Source organism: Actinomadura sp. 9N215 (assembly GCF_044326345.1).
GTDB lineage: Bacteria > Actinomycetota > Actinomycetes > Streptosporangiales > Streptosporangiaceae > Spirillospora.
The window spans coordinates 62,850-88,867 of the sequence record NZ_JBIRBA010000037.1 but is presented as its reverse complement, the minus strand read 5'-3'; the positions used below and the strand labels follow the sequence as shown (position 1 = coordinate 88,867).

The 26,018-nt window shown below is 65.3% G+C and carries 21 protein-coding genes; 18 read left to right on the top strand and 3 right to left on the bottom strand.

Annotated features, from left to right (window positions below):
- Positions 1–792: 792 nt before the first annotated feature.
- Positions 793–1,500 carry a hypothetical protein gene (locus ACH34T_RS39755; RefSeq protein ID WP_396026170.1) on the bottom strand — a complete coding sequence of 236 codons (708 nt, stop codon included), beginning with the start codon at positions 1,498–1,500 and terminating at the stop codon, positions 793–795.
- Positions 1,501–1,903: 403 nt separating this feature from the next.
- Here ACH34T_RS39755 and ACH34T_RS39750 point away from each other — a divergent pair, with 403 nt between their 5' ends.
- From ACH34T_RS39750 to ACH34T_RS39715, 8 genes are all read left to right on the top strand, one after another.
- Positions 1,904–2,764: a helix-turn-helix transcriptional regulator gene (locus ACH34T_RS39750; protein ID WP_396026169.1), complete on the top strand. Its 861-nt coding sequence runs from the start codon at positions 1,904–1,906 to the stop codon at positions 2,762–2,764.
- 10 nt (positions 2,765–2,774) lie between these two features.
- Complete coding sequence (locus ACH34T_RS39745) at positions 2,775–2,987, top strand: DUF397 domain-containing protein (protein ID WP_396026168.1); 213 nt, start codon at positions 2,775–2,777, stop codon at positions 2,985–2,987.
- Between the two features lie 250 nt (positions 2,988–3,237).
- The gene (locus ACH34T_RS39740) at positions 3,238–3,750 is read left to right on the top strand and encodes an ATP-binding protein (protein WP_396026167.1); all 513 of its coding nucleotides are present in this window, start codon (positions 3,238–3,240) and stop codon (positions 3,748–3,750) included.
- Positions 3,747–4,037, top strand: coding sequence for a hypothetical protein (locus ACH34T_RS39735; RefSeq protein WP_396026166.1), 291 nt, complete (start codon positions 3,747–3,749; stop codon positions 4,035–4,037). The genes ACH34T_RS39740 and ACH34T_RS39735 overlap by 4 nt, the downstream gene beginning before the upstream one ends.
- Before the next feature lie 256 nt (positions 4,038–4,293).
- Positions 4,294–5,262, top strand: a complete 969-nt coding sequence (locus tag ACH34T_RS39730; protein ID WP_396026165.1) for a LuxR C-terminal-related transcriptional regulator — start codon at positions 4,294–4,296, stop codon at positions 5,260–5,262.
- A gap of 23 nt (positions 5,263–5,285) precedes the next feature.
- Complete coding sequence (locus ACH34T_RS39725; RefSeq protein ID WP_396026164.1) at positions 5,286–7,079, top strand: S9 family peptidase; 1,794 nt, start codon at positions 5,286–5,288, stop codon at positions 7,077–7,079.
- 11 nt (positions 7,080–7,090) lie between these two features.
- Complete coding sequence (locus tag ACH34T_RS39720; RefSeq protein ID WP_396026163.1) at positions 7,091–8,371, top strand: MFS transporter; 1,281 nt, start codon at positions 7,091–7,093, stop codon at positions 8,369–8,371.
- A gap of 339 nt (positions 8,372–8,710) precedes the next feature.
- Positions 8,711–12,013 carry a hypothetical protein gene (locus ACH34T_RS39715; protein ID WP_396026162.1) on the top strand — a complete coding sequence of 1,101 codons (3,303 nt, stop codon included), beginning with the start codon at positions 8,711–8,713 and terminating at the stop codon, positions 12,011–12,013.
- A gap of 113 nt (positions 12,014–12,126) precedes the next feature.
- On the opposite strand, the gene ACH34T_RS39710 is transcribed toward ACH34T_RS39715, so the two are convergent.
- The gene (locus tag ACH34T_RS39710; protein WP_396026161.1) at positions 12,127–13,470 is read right to left on the bottom strand and encodes a helix-turn-helix domain-containing protein; all 1,344 of its coding nucleotides are present in this window, start codon (positions 13,468–13,470) and stop codon (positions 12,127–12,129) included.
- Between the two features lie 391 nt (positions 13,471–13,861).
- Positions 13,862–15,601 carry a hypothetical protein gene (locus ACH34T_RS39705; RefSeq protein ID WP_396026160.1) on the bottom strand — a complete coding sequence of 580 codons (1,740 nt, stop codon included), beginning with the start codon at positions 15,599–15,601 and terminating at the stop codon, positions 13,862–13,864.
- A gap of 414 nt (positions 15,602–16,015) precedes the next feature.
- Between ACH34T_RS39705 and ACH34T_RS39700 the strand changes: the two genes are divergently transcribed.
- From ACH34T_RS39700 to ACH34T_RS39655, 10 genes are all read left to right on the top strand, one after another.
- Positions 16,016–16,987, top strand: coding sequence for a LuxR C-terminal-related transcriptional regulator (locus ACH34T_RS39700; RefSeq protein WP_396026159.1), 972 nt, complete (start codon positions 16,016–16,018; stop codon positions 16,985–16,987).
- A 113-nt stretch (positions 16,988–17,100) separates the two neighbouring features.
- The gene (locus ACH34T_RS39695) at positions 17,101–17,538 is read left to right on the top strand and encodes an NUDIX domain-containing protein (protein WP_396026158.1); all 438 of its coding nucleotides are present in this window, start codon (positions 17,101–17,103) and stop codon (positions 17,536–17,538) included.
- A 419-nt stretch (positions 17,539–17,957) separates the two neighbouring features.
- A complete protein-coding gene (locus ACH34T_RS39690) occupies positions 17,958–18,518 on the top strand; it encodes a hypothetical protein (RefSeq protein WP_396026157.1) in 561 nt (186 codons plus the stop codon).
- 696 nt (positions 18,519–19,214) lie between these two features.
- On the top strand, positions 19,215–19,547 hold the full coding sequence (locus tag ACH34T_RS39685; protein WP_396026156.1) for a hypothetical protein: 333 nt from the start codon (positions 19,215–19,217) through the stop codon (positions 19,545–19,547).
- Positions 19,548–19,562: 15 nt separating this feature from the next.
- A complete protein-coding gene (locus ACH34T_RS39680) occupies positions 19,563–21,365 on the top strand; it encodes a relaxase/mobilization nuclease domain-containing protein (protein WP_396026155.1) in 1,803 nt (600 codons plus the stop codon).
- 121 nt (positions 21,366–21,486) lie between these two features.
- Entirely contained in the window at positions 21,487–21,780 is a 294-nt protein-coding gene (locus ACH34T_RS39675) for a hypothetical protein (protein ID WP_396026154.1), read from the top strand.
- Entirely contained in the window at positions 21,777–22,694 is a 918-nt protein-coding gene (locus tag ACH34T_RS39670; protein ID WP_396026153.1) for a DUF2637 domain-containing protein, read from the top strand. Before ACH34T_RS39675 ends, ACH34T_RS39670 begins: the two co-directional genes overlap by 4 nt.
- Positions 22,691–24,661, top strand: coding sequence for a toprim domain-containing protein (locus ACH34T_RS39665; RefSeq protein ID WP_396026152.1), 1,971 nt, complete (start codon positions 22,691–22,693; stop codon positions 24,659–24,661). The genes ACH34T_RS39670 and ACH34T_RS39665 overlap by 4 nt, the downstream gene beginning before the upstream one ends.
- A complete protein-coding gene (locus ACH34T_RS39660) occupies positions 24,658–25,545 on the top strand; it encodes a hypothetical protein (RefSeq protein WP_396026151.1) in 888 nt (295 codons plus the stop codon). The genes ACH34T_RS39665 and ACH34T_RS39660 overlap by 4 nt, the downstream gene beginning before the upstream one ends.
- A gap of 21 nt (positions 25,546–25,566) precedes the next feature.
- Positions 25,567–25,863 (top strand): superinfection immunity protein, encoded by a 297-nt coding sequence (locus tag ACH34T_RS39655; RefSeq protein ID WP_396026150.1) that lies wholly within the window; start codon positions 25,567–25,569, stop codon positions 25,861–25,863.
- The last annotated feature ends 155 nt before the right edge of the window (positions 25,864–26,018 follow it).

Here is a 26,018-nt window from a genome sequence, read left to right as displayed (position 1 = left end):
GTGTGGAGCGCGCTCGACAAGGCCACCCAAGCCTTCACCAGCACTCTGCAGGTCGAGTTCTTCCACGCGACCACCAAACCGTGACCACCGAACCGACGTGTCCTCGGCGTGGGTGTCGGGGCAGGGTAGGTCGAGGCGGTAGCGGGCTGGATTCGGTGCCTGGATGGTCTTGATCGTCGCTGCGGGGTCGACCCTCGGGAGTTCGCAGGCGCTGGATGATGGCGCTGAATATCGGCCAGTTCTGCTGACCAGAAGTCTATGGACTTGGATTCCGTCTCGTTCTGCTTGCCTGGCTCCAGGTGCGGTGCGGCTTACATGACGAGGGCGCTTATGTCTGCGTCTCTAATACAGTTCTGCGTGAATCTCTTCCGCGTGTTACAGAGTGGGCTGGCCTGTGTGGAGGGCGTGGGAGGTCGAGGAAGCGTCGTTGATGTCTTCGGCCCCGGAGTTTCCTCGGAACACCCAGACCTCCTTCGGAACCCTGGGGGTTCCGAAGGAGGTCTGGAGTATTTTGTGTGTTGCTTTGTAGTTCACGTGGGTGGCCCGACTCTGACTGTGCGTGGTAGTGCGAGGTCAGCTGCCGTGGCGCCCGCCCTTCACCGGGTGGCGCCCGCCTTTACCGGCGGGCGAGGATCGCAACGTCATCAAGGTCCCCGGCAAGGGCATGGGGCTGTGCACAGATCATGAGCTGGTTGCAGGGGCGTGACGCGTGTGTGCTTGAGCGGCTTGGGGTGGTGTGGTGGGGAGGAACGCGCCTCCCCGCACCACACCCGGACATCTGGCTTTGCTGCTCTAGGTCTGCGCCGTTGAGGAGCGGAGTTGTTTGGCCGCTTGGTGGGCGGTCAGGAGGTTGATTGGTCGAGGTGGGAATGCCTGGGGTCCGTCGTGGCCGATGAGGTGGGTGGGGCCGTGGGGCCAGCCGCCGGCGATGAGCGCGATGAGGTTGTCGTTGGGCCAGTGCTGGAGCGTTTGGTGGACGACGTCGGCGTCCGGTCCAGGTGATGTGAGCCAGAGGATGGCGGGGTTGGTCGGCGGTCGGTGGTCGATGCTGAGTGCTGCGATGGCGTCGGCCTCGAATTCCAGGCGCTCGATGACGTCCTCCAGGGACTCGGCTAGGTGGAGGCGTGCGGAGAACCTGGTGAGGACGGTGTCGTTGAGGGCGTCGGCCCAGAGTGCGTTGAGGTCGTGTCGGGTTGCGATGATCCAGGAGACGCCGATCTTGCTGGTGAGGGCTTGGGTGAGGATGGTGCGTAGGAGGCCGTCGGCGCCGGGGCCGATGAAGCCGGCGCCCTGCGGGTGGCCGAAGACGCGGGCAAGCGGTTCGGCCGGTTCTTGGGGTGTGTTAGAGCTCTGGGGTCGGTTGGCGGCACGGCAGTGAAGCAGCGTTCTCAGACGGGCGAGGCTGTGCAGGTGGGCGAGGTTGGCACGGAGGCTGATGCTGGTCCGCTGCTCTGGAGTCGTTCGGTTTTCGCAGGGGCAGGTGCGGGTGGGGACGTTCAAGGGATGACCTCCCGAGTCGGTTCGAGTGACGGGCCACGATGAAACCGGAGCGGGCTGGGTTGCTCTTGTGATCGAAACTCGTGGTGGTGAGAACTGGTCACCTCCGGCGGCCGTCGTGGAGGGGACCGAAGAGCGTGATCGACCGCGCGGCGAGCCGATTGGAGGCCCAGGGGCCGGGGGTGGTGATTTTCATTCATTGAGCACTTACCGTCACCTGGGCGCTGGGCCGCGTTCGCGGATGTGACGGCGATCTTGGGTGGTGGGTGCTGCATCCGGGATGCGGTTTGCGTCCTTGGACGTGCTCGTGGGACCGGCGAAAGCCGGACCCGGGGACCCGGGGACGTGGATACGCTTCATGTTCTACAGACGTAACAGTCGTCGTTCTATGACGCGGGGTGGGGCGTTGATCAGTCCGTATGTGCGGCGGCTGCGGCTTGCGGCGGAGTTGCGTGATCTGCGGGAGCGGGCCGGGGTCTCGGCGCAGGACCTGGCCAAGCGGTCCGGGGTGTACCGGCAGATGATCAGCAAGCTGGAGAACGCGCACGTCGCACCGAGCCAGGAGGATGTGCAAAGGCTGCTGGACGTCCTCGGTGTCGAGGGCGATAAATGGACGCAGCTCGTGCAGATCACCGCGGAGGCGGCCTCGCACGGCTGGTGGGAGTCGTCGGGGATCGGTGAGCGTCAGGCAAGGTTCGCCAACCTGGAGGCCGGCGCGAGTGTCATTCGCGAGTACCAGCAGAACTTGATCCCGGGGCTGCTGCAGACCGAGGAGTTCATCTCGACGCGGCTGGCCGACACCGAGTTGCCGTTGCCGCCCGACGCCGAGGTCAGCGGGGTGCTGAAGGGGCGGGTCGGGCGTCAGCGGATGTTGCACCGGTCGAACGGTCCGTCTTATGAAGTGATCCTGGACGAGGTGGTGCTGCGCCGTCGTTCGGCCCCCGCCGAGGTGTTCGGGCGCCAGCTCGGGCACATCGTTGACGTGTCCGGGCGGGATGAGCAGGTGACGGTCCGGGTTCTGCCTGTGGATGCTGAGATCCCCGGGTACAACATCCCTGAATGTTCGTTCTCGATGTATACCTATCCCGACAGCGGTGACCCGGGTGTGGTGGCGCTGGAGGCGGTGACCACCGACCTCGTCCTCACCGATCCGGAGCAGACCGCGCAGTTCGAGATGGTGTACGGCGGTCTCGTCCGTGCGGCCCTCTCGGTCGAGCGTTCGCGCGAGATGCTGGCGGACGTCGCAGAGTCCCTCCCGTCGCAATAGGAAGATCATTATGACCAGTCGTCAGCGGTACATGGGATGGCGCAAGTCCTCGTACAGCGGAACGGGCAACAACTGTGTGGAGGCCGGACGAGCCGAGGAGCGTCGGGTCGTCGGCGTGCGAGACACGGCGTCCGGAAGTGCAGGCCCAGTGCTGGAGTTCGAGGCGGACGTGTGGGCGGCGTTCTTGATGGAAGTCCGGGAAGGCGGGCACCGTTTGCTGTAATCGATCAGCTGAGCGGAGGGGTCGAAGTGTCGCGCTTCGACCCCATTTTGTATGTCTGAGTGACTGAGTCTGTGCGGAATGTCATCGAATCCCTTGCCAGAAGGTGGTGACAGTCACATACTTCTGACAGTCACAGAGCAAGGACAGTCCAGCTCGACGTTCGTCTACGCGCCCCTGAGCACATCTCGCACGGGGTTGTACGTGAGCCGACTGTCGTCCGTCTGCAGGCCACAGTCAGGAGTGACCAACCATGTCTGTGCAACCGACCGCGCTCCCGCAGCGCGATGAGCCCTGCCTCGGTGCGAGGCCTCCGGAGCACGACGGCGGCCACAGGGAATGTGTGGGTCTGGCCGCCCTTCCCACCGCGGTTCCGTTGGTGCGCTCGTTCGCACGGGCGAAGCTGTCGGCCTGGGGGCTGGACGGCGCACACGGGTGGGAGTGCCAGCAGGTGCTTTCCGAGCTCGTCACCAACGCGTTCGACATCTCCGGTGGGCCGGTCTCCGGAAACCTGCTCGCCCTCGACGATCTGGCGATGATCCTCATCCAGCTCCGGATCTCGGCCGGGCATCTCGTCGTGGAAGTCCGCGACACCGGGGACGGCCGTCCGCTGATCCCCGACTCCGACCTCAACGACGAAGGCGGGCGCGGTCTGCGGCTGGCGACGCTGCTAGCCAGTAAATGGGGCTGGTATCCGGTCACGTCGCCGAAACCCGGCAAGGTCGTCTGGGCTTCGTGGGGCCTCGACCGGAGCGACGCTTCGTGAGGCGACACCTGAAGCTCCGCAAGCTCGCCCAGCGCCCCGATGCAGTTCCGCTGCCGCTCGCGCTCATCGTTCCCGACGAGATGACCGGACTCCAACTCGTGGAGGGGGTCGGGCTTGCCTTCGCGCTCTCCCGTGATGCTCTGGCTGAGGAGGCGAAGCGGGCACGGTCTCAGGCTGGCCGTGAGGAAGATCGAGTCCAGCGTGCCTACCTGACCGGCCGAGCGGACGCACTGAACGAGGCCGTTACCCGCACCGACACTGCGGTGGCGAAGATCTTCTCCAGTTAAGCTCCGGATCCCGAAGACAGGCGGCTCCCAACTCCAGGTTGGGAGCCGCCTGTCACGTTACTGCCGTAAGCCACGGAACCGGCAGTGAGTCCAGCCCTCTCCAAGCTCACGTCGTGACCGTCGGCGGGACGACACGCTCCCCCGGAGACCTGCGCTCCAAGTGCGAAACACTGCCCGGCCGGTGACGCAGACAGCAAGAAACATTACTCTCTGTGATTGGAGGTGGGTGGTGAGTCCTGAGGCGGGAGAGACGGCGATGAAGCTTCTGAAGGGCATCGTCGACGACGACGTCCTCGGCTCGTACAGGGAGCTGCTAGCGCGCGGCGGCTGCCCGAACCGCGAAGCCGCCGACCTCCTTGGGGGCCCGCAGATGGTTGCGACGCTCACCGAGGCGGGGATGGCCTACGTGGAGCCCGCTGGTCTGGCGCTCGAACCGCGCTTCGTGGCCATCCCGCCCGACCTTGCCCTGCAGAGCAGCCTTGCCGCGCTGTCACGCAGACTTGTCGCGCGGCAGGAGCGGCTCCTGGAAGGGCACCGCCGGATGGCCGACGCGCACCCCTTCCCCGGAGCGCTTGAGGCCGTCGAGAACCGGCTGGTCCGGATCCTGACCAACCGAGCGGAAATCAGCGACGTCTCCCGCGCACTTCTCAGCACCGCCCGCCACCACTGGCTGACCCTCGAGAACTTCGTCATGGAACGGCCGCTGGAAGAACTGGTCGCGATGCCGCCGCTGCCCACCTTCGAGGGCGAGGTCAAATGCCGCTGCATCTATCAAGCGTCCTGCGCTGAAACGCCGGTAGGCGCACGCATCATCGAGATCCACATGAATGGCGGCGAGGAGGCTCGTATCGTCCCGCGGATCGGCATGAAGATGAAGCTCGCCGATGAGGCAGTGGCATTGCTGCCGCTCATGCCCACCGGCGTTTCCGGCGCGCTGCTGGTGCGCTCGCCCCTCATAGTCGGAGCCCTGCGGCAGTACTTCGAGCTGCTCTGGGAGCGGGCGATCCCGATTGGTGCCGTAGAGCCCGAGTCGCCGCTGAGTACCGTCCAGCAAAAGATCCTGCAACTGCTCGCCCAGGACATGACGGACGAACGCATCGCGCGCCAGATCGGTCTGAACGCCAACAGCGTGCGACGGCACATCGCTGCCATCCGCAACGAGCTGGGCGCCGTGAACCGACTGGCCGCCGGCGCCGCCGCCGCTCGCCGCGGCTGGATCAAATAGCGCCCCCGAGAGTGGAGAATCCCGTGCCCGAGTACCTCGACTTCGTCCCCCGGGAACGCTTCCGTCCAGCCCTGGCCGTCAGCCCGGACGGGACGACCGTCGCGTTCTCCAGCAATGCAGGCGGGACCTTCGACCTCTGGACGATCCCCATCGAAGGAGGTCGACGACGCCAGCTCACGCACATGACGAATCGGGCGGTGTCGCAGATCGCCTATGCCCCGGACGGTAAGAGCATGGTGTTCACCGCCGACCAGGGAGGCGACGAGCAATACCGCATCTACACGATCGCCGCGACCGGCGAAGGCCTGACCGAACTCAGCTCCGGCCCCGACTGCCAGCGCATTCTCGCCGACGATCCCTTCGATGCGAACGGACGCTACTTCGTCTACGCGGCCAACGACCGCGATGCGACCGTCCAGGACATCCTCATCCGAGACCTCTCCGACAACTCCGAACGCCGCATCCGCCCACCCTCCGGCGTCATCTTCACCCCCGCGCGCATCTCTCCCAACGGCCGTTGGCTGACGGCCGCTGGAAGCCGCTCGAACACCGACGTCGCCGCGTACCTGATCGACCTGGCCGACGACCATTCCGACCTCGTGTGCCTCACCGTCGAGCATGAAAACGGCTTCTTCGCACCCGGCCCATGGAAACCGGACTCCTCCGCCTTCTACCTGCTCACCGACCTATGGGGAGAGTTCAACGCAATCGGCCTGTACTCCCTCCGCGACGCAGCACTGATGCAGATCACCACCGACGAATGGGACGTCGAGCTGATCGAAGCCACCGGCGACACGCTGCTGTGGGAGGTGAACGAGAACGGACGATCGACCATCCACGCAGCCGCGAACGGCAGCACCGTCCAGCTCCCGCAGATCCCTTCCGGGGTAGTCGACGAACTGGCTCCCGCCGCAAGCCGGCTCGTCCTTCAGATCGACTCAGCCGCCCGGCCCAAGGACATCGGAGTCCTCGACCCCGCGACCGGCTTCCGATACCTCACCGACACACGCCCGCCCGCACTGCGCACGTCCGTCGCCGCCGTCGAGCCCGACATGGTGACCTATCCCGCAGGCAACGGACGCCAGGTACACGCCCTGCTTTACCGGCCGAACAGCCCCGGACCGCACCCCCTCCTAATGTCGATCCATGGCGGCCCCGAAGCCCAGGAACGTCCCCGATACGCCTACGCAGGCCTCTACCAACACCTCCTGACCCACGGTGTCGCCATCTTCGCCCCGAACATCGCCGGCTCCACCGGCTACGGCCTCGCCCACCGGATGCTGATCTACCGCGACTGGGGCGGCGTCGACTTGGACGACCTCGACCACGCCCTCCACTACCTGCGGTCCCAGCCCGACATCGATACCGACCGCACGGCCGTGATGGGCGCCTCCTACGGCGGATTCGCCGCACTATCCTGCCTGTCCCGCCTCCACCACCCCTGGACGGCCGGAGTCTCGATCTGCGGCCCCACCAACCTGCTCACCCTCGCGCAAGCATCGCCACCGACCTGGAAGCCTTTGGTCGCCAGCGTGCTCGGCGACCCAGACACCGACGCCGAACACCTCCTCCAGCGTTCGCCCGTCACCTACTCCGACGCCATCGACGCACCACTCTTCGTCGTCCAGGGCGCCCGCGATCCCCGCGTCCCGCAAGCCGAGTCCGACCAGATCGTCACCCGCCTCCGCGCCCGCGGCGTCAACGTTCGCTACGACATCTATCCGGACGAGGGCCACGGGTTCGTCAACCGCGACAACGAGATCAAGGCCTACGGAGACGTAGCGGAGTTCGTCATCACTCACCTGCTAGGCAAGTAGGGCATCCACCAATGCCGGGACTCCTTTCTCCGCTCACCTTGTTCAAAGACGCCTCCGTCCGGCCCCTGTTCGTCTCCCGCGTGATCTCTAGCACCAGCGTGGGAATGGGCCACCTCGCCCTTGCCTGGGGCGTCATGAACATGGGCTACGGCGCACGCGAACTGTCACTCGTCCTGGCCTGCAACGCCTTCCCCGCCCTGCTCATCCTCTGCGGCGGCATCATCGGCGACCGCTTCCGGCGCCACCACGTACTCATAGGAGCAGAATTGACCGCCTGCCTCGCATGGTTGGCGGTGGGGGCGTCCTTCACCCTGGACCAGGCCCCGCTCCCCCTGCTCTGCTCACTCGCCGGCCTCGGCGGCGTCGCAACGGCGATCTTCCTGCCGACCATCCGCGGAGTCATCGCCGACCTCCTCAGCGGCGACAAGCGCGCCGCAGGAAACGCCCTGATCAACCAAACCGAATCAATCGGCCACCTGATCGGCTTCGTCTCATCGGGCGCGACAGTCACCCTGGTCGGCCCCGCCTGGGCAGCCGGAACACGAGGCACCCTGTGCGGCATCAGCGCTGTTCTACTCACCCGCCTCGCAACCCACCACCCCAGCCGAACCACCTCAACTCTCCTCCACGACCTACGGCAAGGCTGGCGCGAATTCACCGTCCGCCCGTGGGTCTGGATCATGACCCTGCACTACACGGCGATCACCACAGCCCTCGTCTGCTACATGAAGATCGCCGGCCCCCTCTACACCCAGAACGGCCACGGCGGCGCGTGGGCATGGGGCCTCATCAGCGCCGCCCAACCCCTCGGCGCCCTCGCAGGCGCCCTCATCGGCGCCCGCTGGTGCCCGTCCCACCACCTGCTCATCACCGCGACCTTGCCCACCTCGGTGTCGCTCCCCATGCTGCTAATGGGCGGCGGAGCATCGTGGCACCTCATCGCCCTGGCGGCCGTAATCCCAGGCGCCCTGCAAGCCGTCTACTACGTCTTCTGGACGACCGCCCTGCAAAACCGCATCCCCCACGACGTACTTGTACGCGTGAACAGCTGGAACATCATCACCAGCTACATGATCATGCCGCTCATCGTCCTGCTATCAGGACCACTGGTAGCCACCTTCGGTCCACAACCAATCGTCCTCACCGCCGCCGCAGCCGCCATCACGGCAACGGCCGCCACACTGATCGCCCTACGCCTCACCTCCACAGCCCGCCCCCCACTGAAACTCCCCCTACCGCCGAGCACGACGACTGCCTCAGCCTCCCGAAGCAACAAGGCCCCCACGGGCTGACCACACCCACAGCCCCTGTATAAGGGCTACCCCCGACGGAGGTGTACTGAACAACGCCGCACACGCTCCAAACGCACTGATCTGCCGATGAGCGGGTATGCGGATGTCCGTTAGTGGCGAATGATTGGGTTCTCCGCCGGATGGATCCCGGATGGGGCATCCTGGCCGGTCATGGTTCCGCATACCTCTTGTGCCCCAGTGGTGCTCCTTGGTCTGGCAGGGGGCGAAGCAGGCGGGTGACCGTGGTGATGGTGTCCTGGTTGACCTTCCTCGATCCGCTCATCATGTTCTCGGCAACTGCGGCTTGCGACGAGCGTTTGACGCTATCGTCGGAGGGCGATGGCAGAGAAGCGGGTGGTTTCCGCCGAGGCGACAGGTGGCGGTGGCACGCTGTTCGAATACCGTGTCGCCGCTGTTTTGCTTGCTCATATGGTGTGTGAGGCGTCACCGCATGGTCTGCCGGTTTCTGTACGTTCTATTGGTTTGCAGCAGCAGGTCCGTGGTCATCGTCTCGACGACATCATCATTTCGGGCGATGACTCACTTGATGGCTTGGCCACTGAATTCCAGGTCAAGAAGTACCTGCGGGTCACGGAGAATGATCGACCCTTCGTTGACGTGGTTGAGCAGGCACTACACGTTCTTGCGGATCGCCACTTTGAGGTCGAGTGTGGGGACCGGGATCTCGGAGTCGCCGCCGGGGGAGCGCAGCGAAATCTGAGCGAACTCCGATGGCTTGCGGACAGGGCGTACTGCCACTTGGGCACTCGCCTGTTCTTCGAGACCATCGAGAAGCATGCGGTGAAGGAGCGCTATCGCACCCGCCTGGATCACGTCAAAGAGGCGGTCGTGGTCGCAATCAACCGGGGCGCTCCGGATCTGGGCGGCGTCGAGGAGACGACGTACGCATTTCTCCGTCGCCTTCAAGTCTGGTGTGTTTCCGTAGTGGACGGAGGTGACGACCATCTCCGAAGTTTGCACATGTTGAAGCCAATCGCTGAGTCCCTGTCGTTGACACCACAGCAGGTCTTCAACGACTTGCTGGCTTATGCCCAGACAGTTGGCCTGCACGCAGGAACGATCAACGCCGACATGGTGAACCGCTACTTGAAGCGCCTTCGGGGGAGAGCCAGCAGCGTTCGGTCCTCCCGGAAGGTGTCTGACGTCATCAGCGTGGATGCCGTTCTCAGGGGTCCGTTCAAGGCATTGAGAATCGATGGGGAGCTTGCCATCGCGAGGAGCCTTTTTAAGGACAACGACGCGCGTGCGCCGGAGGCATTCGCCAAGCTTGCCGAAGCGCTACATGTTGAGGGCTTCATGCCTCATGTCCATCGCATGCGGAGCGCCCAAGCATCTGCATTGCTGGCGGCTGGGAGCCTTGCCGAGGCCGTCGAGCTGAGTATCGGCCTGGCCTGGGACCATCTGGACAGAGCACAGCCCTGGGACGCGCATGCGGCCTTGGCCGGCTCCGGTAGGCGCCGCGACGGCATTGACTGGCCGATCGAGTTGCATCGTGCTTCCAGAGCGGCGGACGAAGCAATTTGGGTGACTAAGGGGGCCGGGCTCTCCGGTTTCCTCGAATCATTTGACGAGCTTGAGCCAGGTGATCCTCACAGCCTTCGCGCGGCTGTTTTCCTGTGTGAGGAAGCGATCGCAGCAGCCCGGCCAGAACTTGTCGTTGAACGGCTTGAGGCACTTCAACGGATCTTGGAGGAACCTCAAGCCAGTAACGGTGATGAAACAAAGCGGTCGGTCCTCCGAGCTCAAATGTGTCTGGCTGATGCAACCGGAACCTGGGATGAGCTCATGAGGACGGTGCGTCTGCTGCACCCGCCGCAGACACTCGCGTGGTTGGATGCCAGGCACGGTCGGTATCTGGCGCTCCACGGAAACGGCCTGGGCTCCGAGCAGGCCTACCTGTCAGCGATCGAGCGCGCCGTTCCGGCGTCGATGTTCGACGAGGCAGCTGACTGGCTCTACGCCCTGAGGACGGTGCGCTTCTGGTACCACGACGGGGAAGACGTGGAGGACGAGCACTCGGTCGCGCAGACCCTGCGCCCCTTGGCCCGGACCAGCCGTCTGCCGGGTTCGCCCTATCTCCAGCAACACGCCTACTCGTCCGCGCTCGATGACGACAAGACTGAAACAGCGATTCAGAGAACACTTCGCTGGCGCTGGCAGGCGGTACTCCGCGCGCAGCTCACCGATGAGATCGATGCCCAAGAGAAACTGGGGCGGCTCCTCCAGAGAAGAGGGGACCTGGCAGAGGCCAGAGATTCGCTGGTAAGGGCTGGTGCATCGAAGTACATCTCGTCATTGGCGAAAAGGCTACCTGAGGAACGAGTCCTCCTTCCGCCGCTTCGACGTAACGCGCCGCCTGTTCAGCACGCCGCCGCCTTCGCCTTCACGATAAAGACCGCAGACCTTCTCAGCGACGACGACGCCCGTACCTGGGCCGACTGGGCGCTCGAAGAAGTGGCCAAGGATGAAAGCCATAGATGGGCTATTGAACCCTCACCTTGCGTGCAGGCATTCCAGCTACTCAAAGCGGTCGCGGGAGTCTTGGATCAAGGGCAGGTGGAACGCTTCCTCGTCGTAGCTCAGACCCTGCTCGATCATCCGAAGCCTTACTTTCGTCGAGTTGACCGAACCACAGTCCGCATTCTTGTCGCTCTGGCCCATGCAGGTTATTCGGAGGCACTACCCCTCTTGGTCGGCCCTCTGGTGAGTGACGAGCTCATGGGTGATGTCGTCTACGCGGAGATCCCGAAGGCGAAGAGGCACATTACTGAGCTGGTCGGGTTGCTTGGGCCGCTCGCAGCGACCAATCCACGTGTCTGCGGAGCGCTCATACGAGTTGGTGCGGACCCCGAGCCCCTTCGCCCGTATGCCGAGGCGACACTCGAACGGCAATGGACCTCCAACGGCGATGACTCCCCAGCGACTGCCCAATGGTACGCCCCGGGAGACGCTATCCTTGCCTCGATCCTGGACATAGAAACCCGCCAACGCTTCGCGTCAATCCTTCTTGACCGCGCGCTCGATCAAGGCTTCGCACCCATGGAACGCAGCAACGATCTTCGAGGTCTGTTCAATCTTGCTCGGCATCTGGACTCCGAAACCCAAGCCCGCTGTCGTCTGCGGCTCCTGGAGCTTGCTCGCGGGCTTCATGGCGCAGGCATCTCTCACCGCTTCGACCACACCAGTGTCCCTAACGAGGCCCTGGCATGCGCTGCTGCTTTCCAACCCAATGAGCAGCAGACAGCGGAGATCGAGCAGATCGTTCTGAAGAGCCTCAAAATAAAGGGCGAATCAGAGAGTCGGGCTATGGGCCACGTACTATCTCAACTTCCCGCTCACCTTTCACGGTTCGACCCGAACTTTCTGGCATCGCATCCATTCCCCATAATGCGGATTATTGCAGCCTATCGGTGGCGAAGTGAAGGCGTTTCGCTCTCACTTGAGACGGTTCATGAACTAGCAACAGACGGTGCGGGCTCTGTTCGGCGAGAGACTGCAGCATCCCTTGCCAAAAGAATCTCTCTCAGCCCCGAGGAGAAGAACCTCAAGAGGCTTCTCCAAGAGGATGCTCGCCGAAGTGTCCGTCAGGCCGCCACGGCAGACCATTCCATTAGAGACTAAAAAGGAGCCATCGGCGACAGGGTCTGCCGAAACCCATCTGCCGCAGAACTTAAACGGCTGGGTTCAATACCTCGTCTTCCTTGCCGAGGTCGTACTGAACCATTACGCGCTAGTTAAAGGGTCTCTACACCAGATTCAATCGCCCATTGCTTGATCGCGTCTGCGTGACCCCACCACCGAGTTGTAGCAATCTGCCCTTCGGTGGTGATGTGCAGGACGTCAGGATGACCGAAGGTGCGCATCAGGTCACCGACCAGGTACGCGGCCGCCGAGATGAGCGGGGGGCCATCGCTAGCGAGGCCGTCCAACGGGGCAGCCCGTTCCGCGATGGGAATCGGGACGGCGCGCGTCAACGTGCCGAGCCGAGAGGGCCCCATCGCTCCGTCCGTGCTGAGCTCAACACGGCGACCCTGGAAAGAGTTGCAGATAGCGGCGCGGATCAGCGCATCACCGCCGGCGTAGGCGTAGTCCCGGGCGTATTCGGCGAGGAACCGCAGGCCGGACAGAACTGTCACCATCAGCCAGAGTTCGGCGATTCGGCAGGGCAGATCCCTGCCAGTCTCCCCGCGGAGCTCCCGGTTGAGATCCGGCACCCACAAGGCAAAAACCCCGGCACCGTCTGTGTGGAGTTCTGCGGCGACGCCTTCGGCCATCTCGCCGAGCTCAACCTGGACGGTGCGATCCAGCAGCAGGCACCGCGGTCCAGGCATGATGCGCTTCCAGGCGTTGCTGCCGTTGGAGAGCAGCACGGGGTCGGTGCGTTCGTGCGCGAGGGAGAAAGCGGTGAAGGTGTCCCAATTGACCACCATGTCGCCGGGGAGATCAGGGACAAGCGACACCAGGATCCAAGCCCCGTCCCGGTCGCCGAAGAGGCGCTGCTGGGCGGTCCGCTCAATCGTGTCTGCCCGACTGGCCTGATCCTTCTCGCGGGCGAAGCGAATCCGATAGGCGGAGGCGAGTTCGGCTTCGGACATGTGGAAGGTGCGGTGTCCGACGCGGCGCGGCCATCGGTACGCCTCGTTGATCAGAACGCCGTGTGGGAAGCGCGGACTGCGAGGTATCGCGATGACATAGCAGCCCCTGCCGTCCTGATGCGGGTTCGGGACGGGAATGATCTCGAACTCGGTGTAGGGATGAACATGATCGCCAATCAAGCTGAGAAGCCGCGTGTGTTCCCTCTCGGATAGATCGATGCCAGGCAGCGAGGTGAGTTGGGTGTCTTTTTCGTCGGCACCCACGATGATGAGCCCGCCTTGAGTGTTGGCCATCGCGGCGACATCGCTCCCGGGCTTGTGCCGGTCACTGCGCTGAGTTCCGTAGGAAACCTTGTAGTCCAGATCGGCGGCCTCGGCTACCTGAGCATCGCGTAGGCGCTCCAGGTGCTCCCACGCGAGGTCTCGGTTGCTGATCTCAGTGCCAAGCAGGAGCTCCAGCCGGCGCGATCGCAGGATCGTCATGCTGCAGCACAGTACGCGGCCAGAAGACCAATCGTCGCCGGGTTATTTCGGCAAGCCTCAACCGCCGAGTGCTGCGCAGCGAAGTTGCAGAACTGGTCAGAGTCGAGGGGTCTCCCTTAAAGGATCGCACGGGCGTGTCTGGGCGACCCTATCTGGCGGACGGAGAGGTGGTGGTCGCGAACCAACTGCGCTGATAATCGGGTGGTGGGGCCAGAAAGTTCTCGCAGTGGGTGAACCCAGCCTGCAGACGTCCGCTCATGCCGCTGACCGCACGGTCGGCCGCCGACTGTCTTGATCGTCCAATCAGGTTCGCTTGTGCCGATGACCGGATGGCTCGGAACCAGCGGGGCAGTAGGCGCTGACGCTGCGCTTGGGCTGCCCGCCGGTCTCGTCAGCCTTCGACCCGACCAGAGGTCGGATCGGCGTCCCAGCGAAGACGCCCACGGGCCGATTCGGCCGGGATCACGCGAACCGCCCTCTTTGTTTTCGCCTGCTCGGCGGTGGTCTCTTCGGGCTCCAGCGTCACATCGCCAGAGATCTCAAGGTTGAACGCGAACTCGAAGCCGTCGCCCAGCAGAGGGAACGGAATGGACCAGGGCACAACCAATGACCCCGCCTCGGCACGCGCAGCCAGGTCGGCGTAGGCTGATGGATCATTCTCATACCACAATACCAACTCACCAATGCCAACCTCGGGGTCGAGCCCGGAGACAGTGTCCGCGATCATACGCAGACCAATTCCCTTCTGGTCTGCCAGCGCCCCGATGTTCTGCGGCAGCCCAATGGGATGCTTCGTTGCGGCACTGATGCGAACCAGGTCTTCGACGGCGGCCACCAGGACCGGAGGGATAGGGGACTCGCCGCTTAGGGTGCACGCCTCCTTGGCGACGGTGAAGCCGAACTCGTCCCGTGGTCGCAGCAGGTTGTCGTTTCCCCAGGCGGCACAGAAGCGGAGCATTGGCAGGACGCGTTGCACCGGTTCACTGGTCCACCGGTCGCCGAGCAGATTGAGACTCACATTCATTGAGCCGGTAGTCGCTCCTGTGGGCATCGCGTAGAGGTCGACGGTGATATACCCGTCAGCGTCGACGCCATGACGGTGCTCACCTCCAGCCAGCCCGCGTCCTTCCAGACGGAACCAGAACATCCTCTCAGCGAGCCTGGCACCTTCAGCGTCCTCGATGACCCACAAGGACCGCGTCGTCGGCTCGTTCTTGAGCTCCCCGAGAGCCGGACTGACCTTCAACATACGCTCCCCGGTAGGCAGCGGCCCCCAAAGACCCCCTGGCATATCCACAGTGAGGTCCTCGACGACGTCGCCTTCCAGGACCATTGGCGTCCCGTAGTCGCGCCACCGCTCCCAGGCCTTGCGCTGCTCGAGACTCATTCGCTCGGGATAGATCGTGAAGCCCCCGGGGATGGGGCGGTCCTCCAGCGCCGTGTCGTACTTGGTATAGACATGCCAGGTGACGTACGGTGAATCCCGGCCTGCTCGCCCGATGACGCTTGCGATATGGTCCGAACCAGGCGCGATGCGAGGGAGGTCCATGGTCACCTGGTGGTCGTAGTTGAAGTGAGGATCCGCGGCGTTGAGGCGGCGATGGAGCTCGGCAAGGGAGTCGGTCGCATTGGCCGGATTTAGCTTTGTCGGGTCGGCGGTGAGGCCCTGCAAGCCTGCCAGGTTGTTCATCTGGGCCAACGCCTCGCGGACTCGTTCAAGGCCGTCACCGAGGTAGTAGTCACGGATGTTGGGCGCCTCCAGCAGCAGCTCCTCGATCGAAGTCAGGCCGAACACCTCGACCGGGAACGGCGTCCTTAGCTCGGAGGCGAGGTCGAAGAGCCATTTCTCCTGTTCACGCGTGAGATCCATGGGCAGAGCCAGGTACCACTTGGAGATCCTGTAACCGAAGGTCGTCTCATTGTGAGTGGCGATGGCTCTGGCCAGAGACTTCTTGATCTGACGCTCGCGCGAATCGCCGAGACCGTCCGCGAACTTCTTAACCTGGTAGTTCTCGACCTGCAGCTGGGACTGACCAGGTACCGGGACCAGGACGTCCAGACCCCCATCGCCCTGTGAAGGCTTGATACGTCGGGCGTGCCTGTGCCGGTGGCACAGACCGACGGCGATCATCCGTTCAATCGTGTCGGGGTCTACGACTGTCCAAGGAATCGCGGTCACCCCGGACCGCCCTCGTCTTGCAGGTATTGCATGCCACCCCACCTCTCCGAACACCTTGCTCACAAGTAGGCCGACCCGCGCCAGGTGCCATCCTGACAGGCACCTCGCCCGCTTATGCCGCTGTCGTGGTGTTTGGCCGCCCGCTTAGCCTCGATCTTTCGTGAGTCGGGTTCGGTGACTGGCCAGGATGTCGCTCCGGGTTAGCGGGGTCCGCGTTTGGGTGCGCGGGCCTGCACCGCCGCAACCGTGCCGGAGGTGATCCCATCGTCCTCACGCCGTCCGGACTGAGGCGGTCGATGCGGGTCGCGCGCCAGGCACGCAGGTCAATCCTTGAAGTGAGCGCGCGGGTCACTACTCTCAGTGAATGTGCACGATGTGGGTGACGGTTCTGTGGCTTCACGGGCGGAGCGGCTTCTGGACGGCATGGTCCCGGGCGAGCTGTTGTCCGGTTACATCTCATTGCTCGTACATGGGCGCCTCTCGAGGGATGACGCCTCTGAATTTCTCGGTGGAGCCGCGAACATAGACGCCCTTGTCCATGGTGGGTTGGCCTACCTCCACGAGGGCTCTGCCCTGGTTCCGGCCTCACCGGACCTTGTGTTGCAACATGCCCTGGCCAGGATGGCCGACGACCTCGCGGTCGAACACCGGACGCTGCTGGATGGGCAGGAACGCCTTCGTGCCGCCCAGGCCTTGGCGGATACGACGGAGAGCGGCGTGATGGACCAGTTGGCCCAAGTCCTCACCGACCACGAAAGGCTCGCCGAGCTGACCTCAACGTTGACCAGGTCTGCGCAGCGCGACTGGTTGATCCTTGGCGCACGCATGGCCGTGGGCGGGGCTAACGTCACGTCCACCCGGGCGAAGTGCAGAGCGATCTACGAGACTCAGTGCGTCGAGTCGGCCGCTGAACGCGAGAATGTGGAAGCCTTCATCCGAGCCGGTGGCACGGTGCGGCTCCTCCCGAGGGTCAGTATGAACATGCGGCTCGCCGATGAAGCCATCGCGCTTCTGCCGCTGGCGGAGAGGATGTCAGCGGGCGCTTTGCTCATCCAGTCGTCTGTGATCGTGGGGGCGCTGAGGCAGTACTTCGAACTTCTCTGGGAGCGCGCGACGCCGTACGGTGCACCCGACGTAGAGAAGGGACCTCTGCTTCCGATCCAGATGAAGATTCTGCGTCTCCTTGTTCAAGGGCTTTCCGACAACGCTGTCGCAGAACGCGTGGGTGTGAGCGTCACGACGGTCGGTCGCCACGTCATCGCCATCCGCGAAGCCCTCGGGGTCCAGCACCGCTTCGCGCTCGGAGCCGTAGCCGTCCACCAAGGCCTGGTCGAATAGCCGACCGCGCCCGGCCAGCGCGCGACCGTACGAGGCGCCATTCCTGCTCCCGTCATCGCGTCCGATGCCCGGGACGAGCGCGGTTAGCATCCGTCTGGTGGCGTGTCGACCCGGTGGCCTGGTACGCGAGCCTGCCGACCTGTCACCTGGCGACCGGCATGCTGCTCACCGATCCCCATGGACGGGTGCTCCTGGTCAAGACCCGCTACTGCGACGACTGGGGGCGGCCCGGTGGCGTCGCGGATGAAGGTGAACCCCGCGCCTGGCGTGTCGCCCGGAGATCAACGAGGAACTGGGCCTGGACCGTCCCCGTTGGTAGTCTGCTCGGCGTCGATTTCGTCGCCGCCAGCGGCGCCCGGCTCCGCTCGATGATCCACCTGGTCTTCGACGGCGGAGCCATCACCGGCGCTCCCGCCATCACCGTGCAGGAAGACGAGATCGGCGAGTACGCCTTCCTGCCACTCGACACCGCCACCGCCCGCATGGCACCTGCAACCGCCCACCGGCTGCCGCGAGCTCTGGCAGCGCGCCGCCCCAGGCGCGTGGCGTAACTGCTGTCCTGACCGAACCATCGACTCCAACACTCTCGTGTACGAGGCACGGTGGAGCAGGCACGATGACTCCGGCTACGACGCTCGGAGGGGGCGGCCCCCATTCGTGATCGAGGCCGCCAAGGCCGCGAACTGGAGCCAGAACTCATTCGAAGATGGGGCCACTTCTCGTCTCGAACCGCTTTGGTCCGGTTCCCGCTGGCCCCCGCCTCGGAACAAGTCGGGCAGCGTGTGGATGGTGGAAGCCACTGTGGGGGCGACACGCCGTCTGGACGTGTTGGTCACATCGATGATCTTCGGAGAGTATGGAGCGCAAACGGCCTGACTTGCCTTGAGTAGGCGTCAGAGTCTGTCATTCGTTGCCTAGAGAGAGGAGTGCTGGATGGTCGGACCCCCTTCGACATTGGAGCGCACCCCACATGGACGATCACGAAACCCGTACCGACGAGGACATCGCGCGGCTTGCCGGCGAGCTGCATGAGCGTGTCCGAGCCCTCAATCATCTGACACAAGATCCGGGGCTGTCCGAGCCAGCCGCTGCCTACACGGTCCTGGGAAATCTGGCCCAGACGTCCTTCCGTCTGGGGCGGACGGCCGAGCAGATCGACATGTTCCTGACCCGCGAACTCGATGCCGGCAGGCTCGGACATAGCCACGGTGACGATCCCGTTCCCGCCGTGGCGGCCGCGCACGATGCGCTCGGGCGAGTGGCCGAGCAGGCGGCTGATCTCGGTGAGAGCTTCCGGCGTGCGGCAGGCGCGCTTGCCCCCATCCAAGCTTGGGATGCCGGCAAAGAACCACCCTCCGAGCAGCAAGCAGCGACGAAACTGGCAGAGGGGGAGAACGCTCAGAAGGGGCAGGCGAGCGAGGACTTCCCCAAAGCGATCGGCGACGTACTGCCGAGCCCGGATCCTGCCACGGACGCGACTCCGGAGCTTCGCTCGCCACCACATCCGCCGCATCCGCGCCGTGGTCGGTGAGCCAAGTGCGGCCCCGGGGCAGGCCTGGCTGAGTCAGGCGCCGCCATCATCGATGTGGAAGTACAGGCCGTGTTCGGAAAAGGCCTGGCGCGAAATTCGTATCGCAATCGGGCCCATCCCGTGTAGTGCCGCGAGGTCGGTCTCTCTGGCCTGGGCGAGTTGTTCACGGGTCCTCTATCCGGCGGCTGCGAGCGCTCGCCCGGCCCCGGGCAGCGAGCTTGGGAAAGATCGGTCCTGGGCTCGGTGCCCGCCGACTAACTCCCAACGATCTCGGGTGTACGCCGGTTGGGCTGGCAAGGTCGGCCGGCCAGTAGCAGAGCGTGGCGGGCATGGTCGTGAGGAACTCGTCGGTCAGGTCGATCATGTTGAGATTCTGTGCCACGCCTAGCCGCGGAGCCTGAGCTTCGTCTGGACACCATCCGGCCACTGCCATCCGAGTGCCGAGAGTGCGGTGGGTTCACGGACGGCTCGTCCCGCCTGCGGGTTCTTTGGCCGGAGGGCTCCGTTGGCGCGGGGCAAGAAATGGAAATCGTGCACTTATGGCGACAGGACCGGGCGCGGTCCTGTCTGGCAAGGAGGATCGAGCGCGATCCGGGGGAGGTGGGAGCCGTAGCCGAAGAAGACGGGGCACAGCAAGGGGTGAGGGCGGCGCGGCTGAATCGGCGGGCGCATCGGAGGCCGCGTCGAGGGCGGTCGGTGAGGTTCTCGCTATCGGATGAGGAGCATGCGCTGGTGGTCTCGGCTGCCAGGGGCGAGCGGCTGGCGGTCGGGGCGTACGCGGCGCAGGCGGTGCTGGTGGCGGCGCGGGGCAGCGTCCAACCGCAGTATGCGTTGCTGCGGGAGACGCTGGCGACGGTGATGCACGCTGCCGGGCAGGCTCGGCGTATCGGGGTGAACCTCAACCAGGCGGTTGCGGCGCTGCATTCGGGGGAGCCGCAGCCGCAGCTGCGGTGGTATGCCGAAGCGGCGGCGCGGACTGTCCGGAATCTTGATGACCTGGCTGACGAGCTGCGCAGGCGTCTTCCTTAGCGTGGTCGGCGAACGTTGATCGGGAAGGTGTTGCGGGGCAAGCGGGTGCAGGGGCTGATCCGGTATCTGTACGGGCCTGGCCGGTGCGGAGAGCATCACGATCCGCACATCGTGGCGGGGTTTCGGAGCCCGGCTGAGTTGGAGCCGGCGCTGCGTGCGGATGGCAGGCGTGATTTTCGGCGGCTGGACGGTCTGCTCACTCAGCCTCTGGCTTTGCTGGGTGAGCGGAATTACCGCAAGCCGGTGTGGCATCTGTCAGCGCGGGCGGCGCCGGAAGACCCGATTCTGAGTGATCGGCAGTGGGCCGAGGTCGCGCAAGAGATGATGTCCCGTACCGGATTGGCCGGGGATGGGGACGAGGATGCCGTCCGCTGGATCGCCGTCCGGCATGCCGATGACCACGTGCACATCGTGGCCACTTTGGCGCGCGCGGACGGTGTCCGACCGGAAGTGTGGAATGACGGGTACCGGATTCGGGACGCGTGCCGGGAGATGGAGCGGCGGTTCGGGCTGCGGCGGACGGCGCCGGCGGACCGGACGGCGGCGCGGCGACCCAAGCGCGCCGAGACCGAGAAGGCCGCGCGGGTCGGGCGTGTAGAGCCGGCTCGCGGTGTCCTGCGGCGGCATGTCTCAGTTGCTGCGGCGGGAGCGCGGACGGAGGCTGAATTCTTCGGCGCATTAGGGGCCGAGGGTGTTCTGGTCCGCAAGCGTTACAGCACGCGGGCCGCTGACGGCGTCACCGGCTACGCCGTCGCATTGGTCGATGACGTCGAAGCGTCCGGACGGCCGGTTTGGTTCGGCGGCGGAAGGCTGGCCGCTGATCTGACCCTGCCCAAGTTGCGGCGTCGATGGGCGCCGGAGGGTGCTGATCGTCCAGGGCCTCGGTCGCCGTCCGGACCGCTCTTGTCGGCGCGGACGGTGCGCGGGGTGTTGCGGACGGCCGTCCGCCGCGCGGCGGGCGAATCCCAGACGACCAATGAGTTCGTCCGCCGACTCGAACAGCAAGGGTTGCTCGTCCGGCTTCGGTACAGCAAGACCGATCCGGAGCAGATCACCGGCTATGCCGTCGCGCTCGCTGACTCCGATGAACCCGTCTGGTACAGCGGCGGCCGGCTCGCCGACGACCTCACATTGCCGCGCCTCCGGCGAGGATGGGATGACCCGGCAGGCAACGAAACGTTGCCGGCAGACAACCTGACTCACGAGGAGCGTCAGGCGTTCTACGACGATGCGGCCCGCGCCGCTGCCTACGCCACGTCCCATGTTCGGCGGCATCTGGTGACCAACCCTCTTGCCGCCGAAGACGCCTGCTGGGCCGCGTCCGATGTGCTGCATGTGGCCGCCGAGGTCACCGGAAATCGTCACCTTCGCCGTGCTGCCGACACCTATGACCGAGCGGCCCGAGCACCGTACGGCCGCATCCCGCGCCCAACATCTGAAGGGAACGCCCTGCGCACTTCCGCTCGGCTGCTGACGCTGGCCGGTGTCCAGGACCGCATGACGCTGTCTGTCCTTGCGCTGGTGGGGCGTCTGATCACATTGCTGGAGACCGTCGCGCAGATCCGCAGGCTCCAGCAGCGCCAGGCGCAGGCCGCCGCTGCGCGTCATGCGTACCGCCATCTTGAGCGAGCGCAAACCGCCGCTGAGGGTCACCGAAGGACTCGGTGGGACGAACTCCCAGCGCGTTCGCAGGCACAGTTGGCCATCGCCGGATTCCCCAGCCGTTGGGCTCCCGTTCTCGGCGCTGTCCCGGTCAGAACGCCGCCCACTTCGCAGCACCCATCGGGAGACCGTCACCGCGGCCGACGACCTTCTTAGGCAACAACACGCCGACTCGCACTCTGTAATTGACCATCCCCGAAGTGTGATGCATGTTCTTGATCAAAGACTTTAGTTGATGGCCGGGTCGGTTCATCGGCTGACATCACCGGGGGGAACGATGGAGTCGCAGGCGACCACCACACAGGATGAGCTGGCGGAACGGCGTGCCCGCCTCCTGCGGCTTCGCTACGAGCTGCAGCACATCGGCGTCAGCGTCCGAGTGCGCAAACCGCGCAACGGGCGTTGGCGCTTGCGGATCCGCCACGACGGGTGGTCCGAGACCGTCCTGTGCGCCGGGGCCGAGGGCGCGTACGCCTACGTGACCGCTCACGGTCGGCTGCTCGGCACCGCCGATGAGGCCCGGTACGTCGCGCGGCTGCTGTTCTGGATGCTGGAGAGGCGCACACGGTGACGACCGTCCAGCAGTTCCGGGCCGCGGACTCGCCGAGGGGCGGGGCGCGGAGGACACAACCCGCAGTCGTCAAATGGGTGACCATCGGAGTCGCTCCGCTGATCGTGGCATTGGCCGTCCTCGGTGGACTCGGGTCGTTCACCACCATCCGGGAGATGGCCGAGCCGCACTTCGGTGGGCTGGCGTGGATCGTGCCGGTCGGCATGGATGTCGGCATCTTGACCCTTCTGGCCTGGGATCTCCTGATGGAGTACCTGGATCTGCCCTGGCCAATGCTGCGCTGGGTCGCCTGGATCTACATCGCCGGTACCGTCCTAGTGAACGTGTCCGCCGCGCGCGGGAGCCTGGCCGGCAGCGTGATGAACGCGGCGATGCCCGTGCTGTTCATCACGGTCGTCGAAGGCGTCCGGCATCTCATCCGCCGGTGGGTCGGACTCACCTCAGCCAGCAGGATCGAAAGGATCCCGACCACTCGCTGGTTGCTCGCGCCGGTGTCCAGCCTGCTGCTGTGGCGACGCATGATCCTTTGGCACATCACCGAGTATCGGCAGGGCCTCGACCTGGAGCACCGCCACCTCCTGGCCGTCTCTCAACTCCAGCAGGACTACGGCAGATGGTCATGGCGTTGGAGAGCGCCGCTGGCCGACCGTCTCGCTCTCCACAGGTTGCCCGCCGCCCAGCAATCGCCACGTCCGGCTCCCGACTACGACGCGACCGAGGAGACGCGGCAGGACGACCACCTCATGGCCGTCGCCCGGCAGCTTCAGCGAGAAATGGAACGCGAAGGTGTCCTGCTCAGCCGGGACCAGCTCGGCCGCCGCTTGCGCGAGCTGGGTTTCACCATCGCCAATCATCGGCTCACGCAGATGATCGCCGCCGTCCGTGAAGAGTCCGCCCAGAGGGACTCACGATGACGCCCGACGAGAAGCAGCAACGACGCCGGCTCGACGTCCTTCAAGGGATCGCCGATCACGTGGTCGCCCAGCTGGCCGACGGCCGTCTCCAGTGGGACGCGTGGCTGGTTCATGCGAGCCGGCATGGACGATACGGATTCACTAACACGCTGCTGATCCCGGCACAGCGGCGCTCCGCGACCGACGTCCGGTCTTATGACGCGTGGCAGAAGGCGGGGCGGCAGGTCCGCGGCGGCGAAACTGGAATCCGGATCATCTCGACCCGTGGCAGACCGCGCGCCGTCTTCGACATCGAACAGACCGATGGCGACGCGATCGAGAAACAGCCCCTCTCCCCGGCCGAGGGACTGCGGCAGGTCTCCCAGGTCGCCGCCAAACTCGGGTTCTACATCGACCGCGGGCAAGGATGGACCTACCTTGGGCGGCCCGGCCGTCGTATCCCGATACCTCCGGAACTGGACGACACCGCCGCAACGTCACTGCTCGTCCACCAGCTCGCGCACGCACTGCGACCCGGCGGGCATCTCGATACAGCAGGCGTAGACGCCGCCCCCTGTCACGGCGTCCGACGCGTCCTCGCGGATTCGGTCGCCTACCTCGTCCTGGCGGAGCTGGGGTTGCCGGTCATGCATCTGTCCTTTCCGCCAGCCCAGCAGTGGGCGGGGACGGATGGCCGCACCGACTCGCCCGCCGCCATCCGAGCGGTGGGAGATCAGATCGTCCGTACGAGCACGCGACTACGGCGTCAGCTGCGAAGCCTCGCCGAGGCAGCCGACCCGGGGCCTCAAGCAACCGGTGCGCCAACCCAAGAGACCGAGCCTCGGCAGGCATTGCGGTCCCAAAGCACAGCCCCCCATCGACGACGGCTTGGTGAACGTCCATCCCAACTCCACGCCGTGCTAGCCGACGCCCACGGCTTCTACAGACGACAACTGAATGGAAGCTGGGGAGCCCGCTACCTCGCGGGTCGTGGTTTCAACTCGGAGGTGCAGGAGCAGTGGGAGATCGGCTTCGCCCCGCGCTCCCATAGCGCCCTGCTGCAACACCTGCGCGCCCTGGGGCACCGCGATGAGACCCTGATCCATGCCGGCCTGGCGAAGCGGAAAGACGGCGGAGAGCCCTTCGACCTCCTCCGAGACCGTGTCCTGTTCCCACTCCGAGACCAGGACGGACAGATCGTCGCCTTCATCGGCCGCCGCCGGGACGATGCCCAAGGGCCGAAGTATCTCAACACTCCCGAGACAGAGCTCTTCCGCAAGGGCGAGATCCTGTTCGGACTCCACGAGGCACGCGCGCAGGTCGCGAGCATGGCACGTCCTCTCCTCGTCGAAGGCCCACTCGACGCGATCGCCGTCAACACCACCCTGCCGGAGGAATACGCTGCGGTCGCACCGTGCGGGACGGCGGTCACTTCGGCCCAGGTCAACGCGCTCGGTGCCCATGCCGACCTCGGAACCACCGGCCTGGTGATCGCGCTCGACGGTGACCCTGCTGGACGAGCCGGAGCGATCCGAGCCTGGCATGCCATCCACCCCATCGCCGCCCGGATCGAGGCGGCCGTCCTACCCCACGGCCGAGACCCGGCAGAGCTACTCTCCCCGACGGGACAATCGACTGTCCGTGATGCATTACTGTCAGTAACTCCTCTTGCTGACCTGGTGATAGATGAGAGAATCCACAGGTCCGGGGGACGGCTGGAGTTCGTCGAGTCCCGATTTGCCGCCGCTCAGTCCGCGGCCAAACTGATCGCCGAGCTGCCGCACGATCAGATCGCCCGGCAAGTCGCCCGCGTCGCCACCAGAGTCGGCATGCCGCCCGCTGAGATCACCGCCCTCGTCACATCGGTGATCAGCCCGGACCCGGACGCATCGTCTCCCCCGCCCCTTAGCTCTGGTCAGCAGGAAACCGGCACCAGGCATTCGCCTCGCGCCACCTCGCCAAAGCCCACCACCCGGAGGACGGCATGACCCAGAACCATCCAGACCCGATCGCCGAAGGACTCCACCATGGCGGGCAACGACTCGTGCAACTCGTGTCCGTCGCCGCAGCCGGACAGCAACTTCTCGCCCAGCGCAAGCACCGGTTAGAAGCTGCGCAGCAGGCCATGGACCGAGAGGTCGCACGGGCAGAAGCCAAAGCACAGCGAGCAGCCATGGCCGAAGCGCGCTCCCGCTGGGCCCGTGCCCACGACGGTAAGTGGCTTCGCAAGGCGAACCTGGTCGACGTCGCCGAAGCGTGGGGGGCGGCCGTCCCCTACGCTGCCGAGAACGCTTCCGCGGCCCTCGCCGTCCGCCAATGCGAGGAGCAACTGCGCCGCCTGCACCCACACGGGATGAGCCACTACGACCGGCTCCGCGGTGAAGGCAAGGATCCACTCGGCGCCATGGCCCGCGCCGCGCCGTTCTTCATCCGAGACCCGAACGTCCGCACCGGCGGTCCGGCACCCCAACGCGGAGAACTCCCCGAAGGTACCGGCGCCGAATGGGCCGCACGCGTCCATGGCCCGGACCGCGACGAGTGGGAACAGGCCCGGCTCGAGCAGCGCGCGAGCCAGCTCGCCGACGAGCTACGCGCCAAGCTCGAATTCCAGGGGCGCGAGCCCCACGCCGCCGAGCTGCGAACAGTCCTGGAAACCACCACAAACCTGCCAGACCACATCATCGCCAAGGCCGTCCCGGAAGCCCCGCATTCGTACCCCGACCGAAGCGCAGACGTAGCCAAGGCGGCCGAAGACTTCCCGTACTCCATCGACGAGGCACTCGAGATGTCCGCAGAACAGCCCATCGAAGTCTCGCGCGCCCGGCGAACACAGCCCCAGGTCCCCGACCGCAACCGACGACGCAACCTCTAATCGAGCGGAAGGAGCAGGATGATGTCCGCCCTCCAGAACAGCATCTACTTCTGGCTCGCGCTGATCGGCCTTCTCGCCTTCCTGGCGGTACTACCCACGCTCATCGCCCTAGCCCGCGGCGTCGACGACATCGCCATCATCATGCTGTTCAATGCGATCTGCTGCACCACCGTCTTCGGCTGGCCCATCGCGCTCTTCCTCGCCATCCGATGGCCCCGCCGCAACCCAGCTCCGCGCCCGACGTCCCTCCAACGCCGCCCCGCAGAACACCGCGCCAATCACGAGAGCCACATTTACGGACGGGGCCCGGGTGCCTAGTACACCGACCGCTGAAGTGCCTGGCAACCTGGAGAAGCCACAACCCCGGCCCACTCGTCGTCCACACTGGCTGGCGCTATCCGTGAACAGCGCCTTCCTCATGGTCGCAGTCGTCACCCTCAGCCACCTTCCCCACGAGAACGCCGATCCGCCGA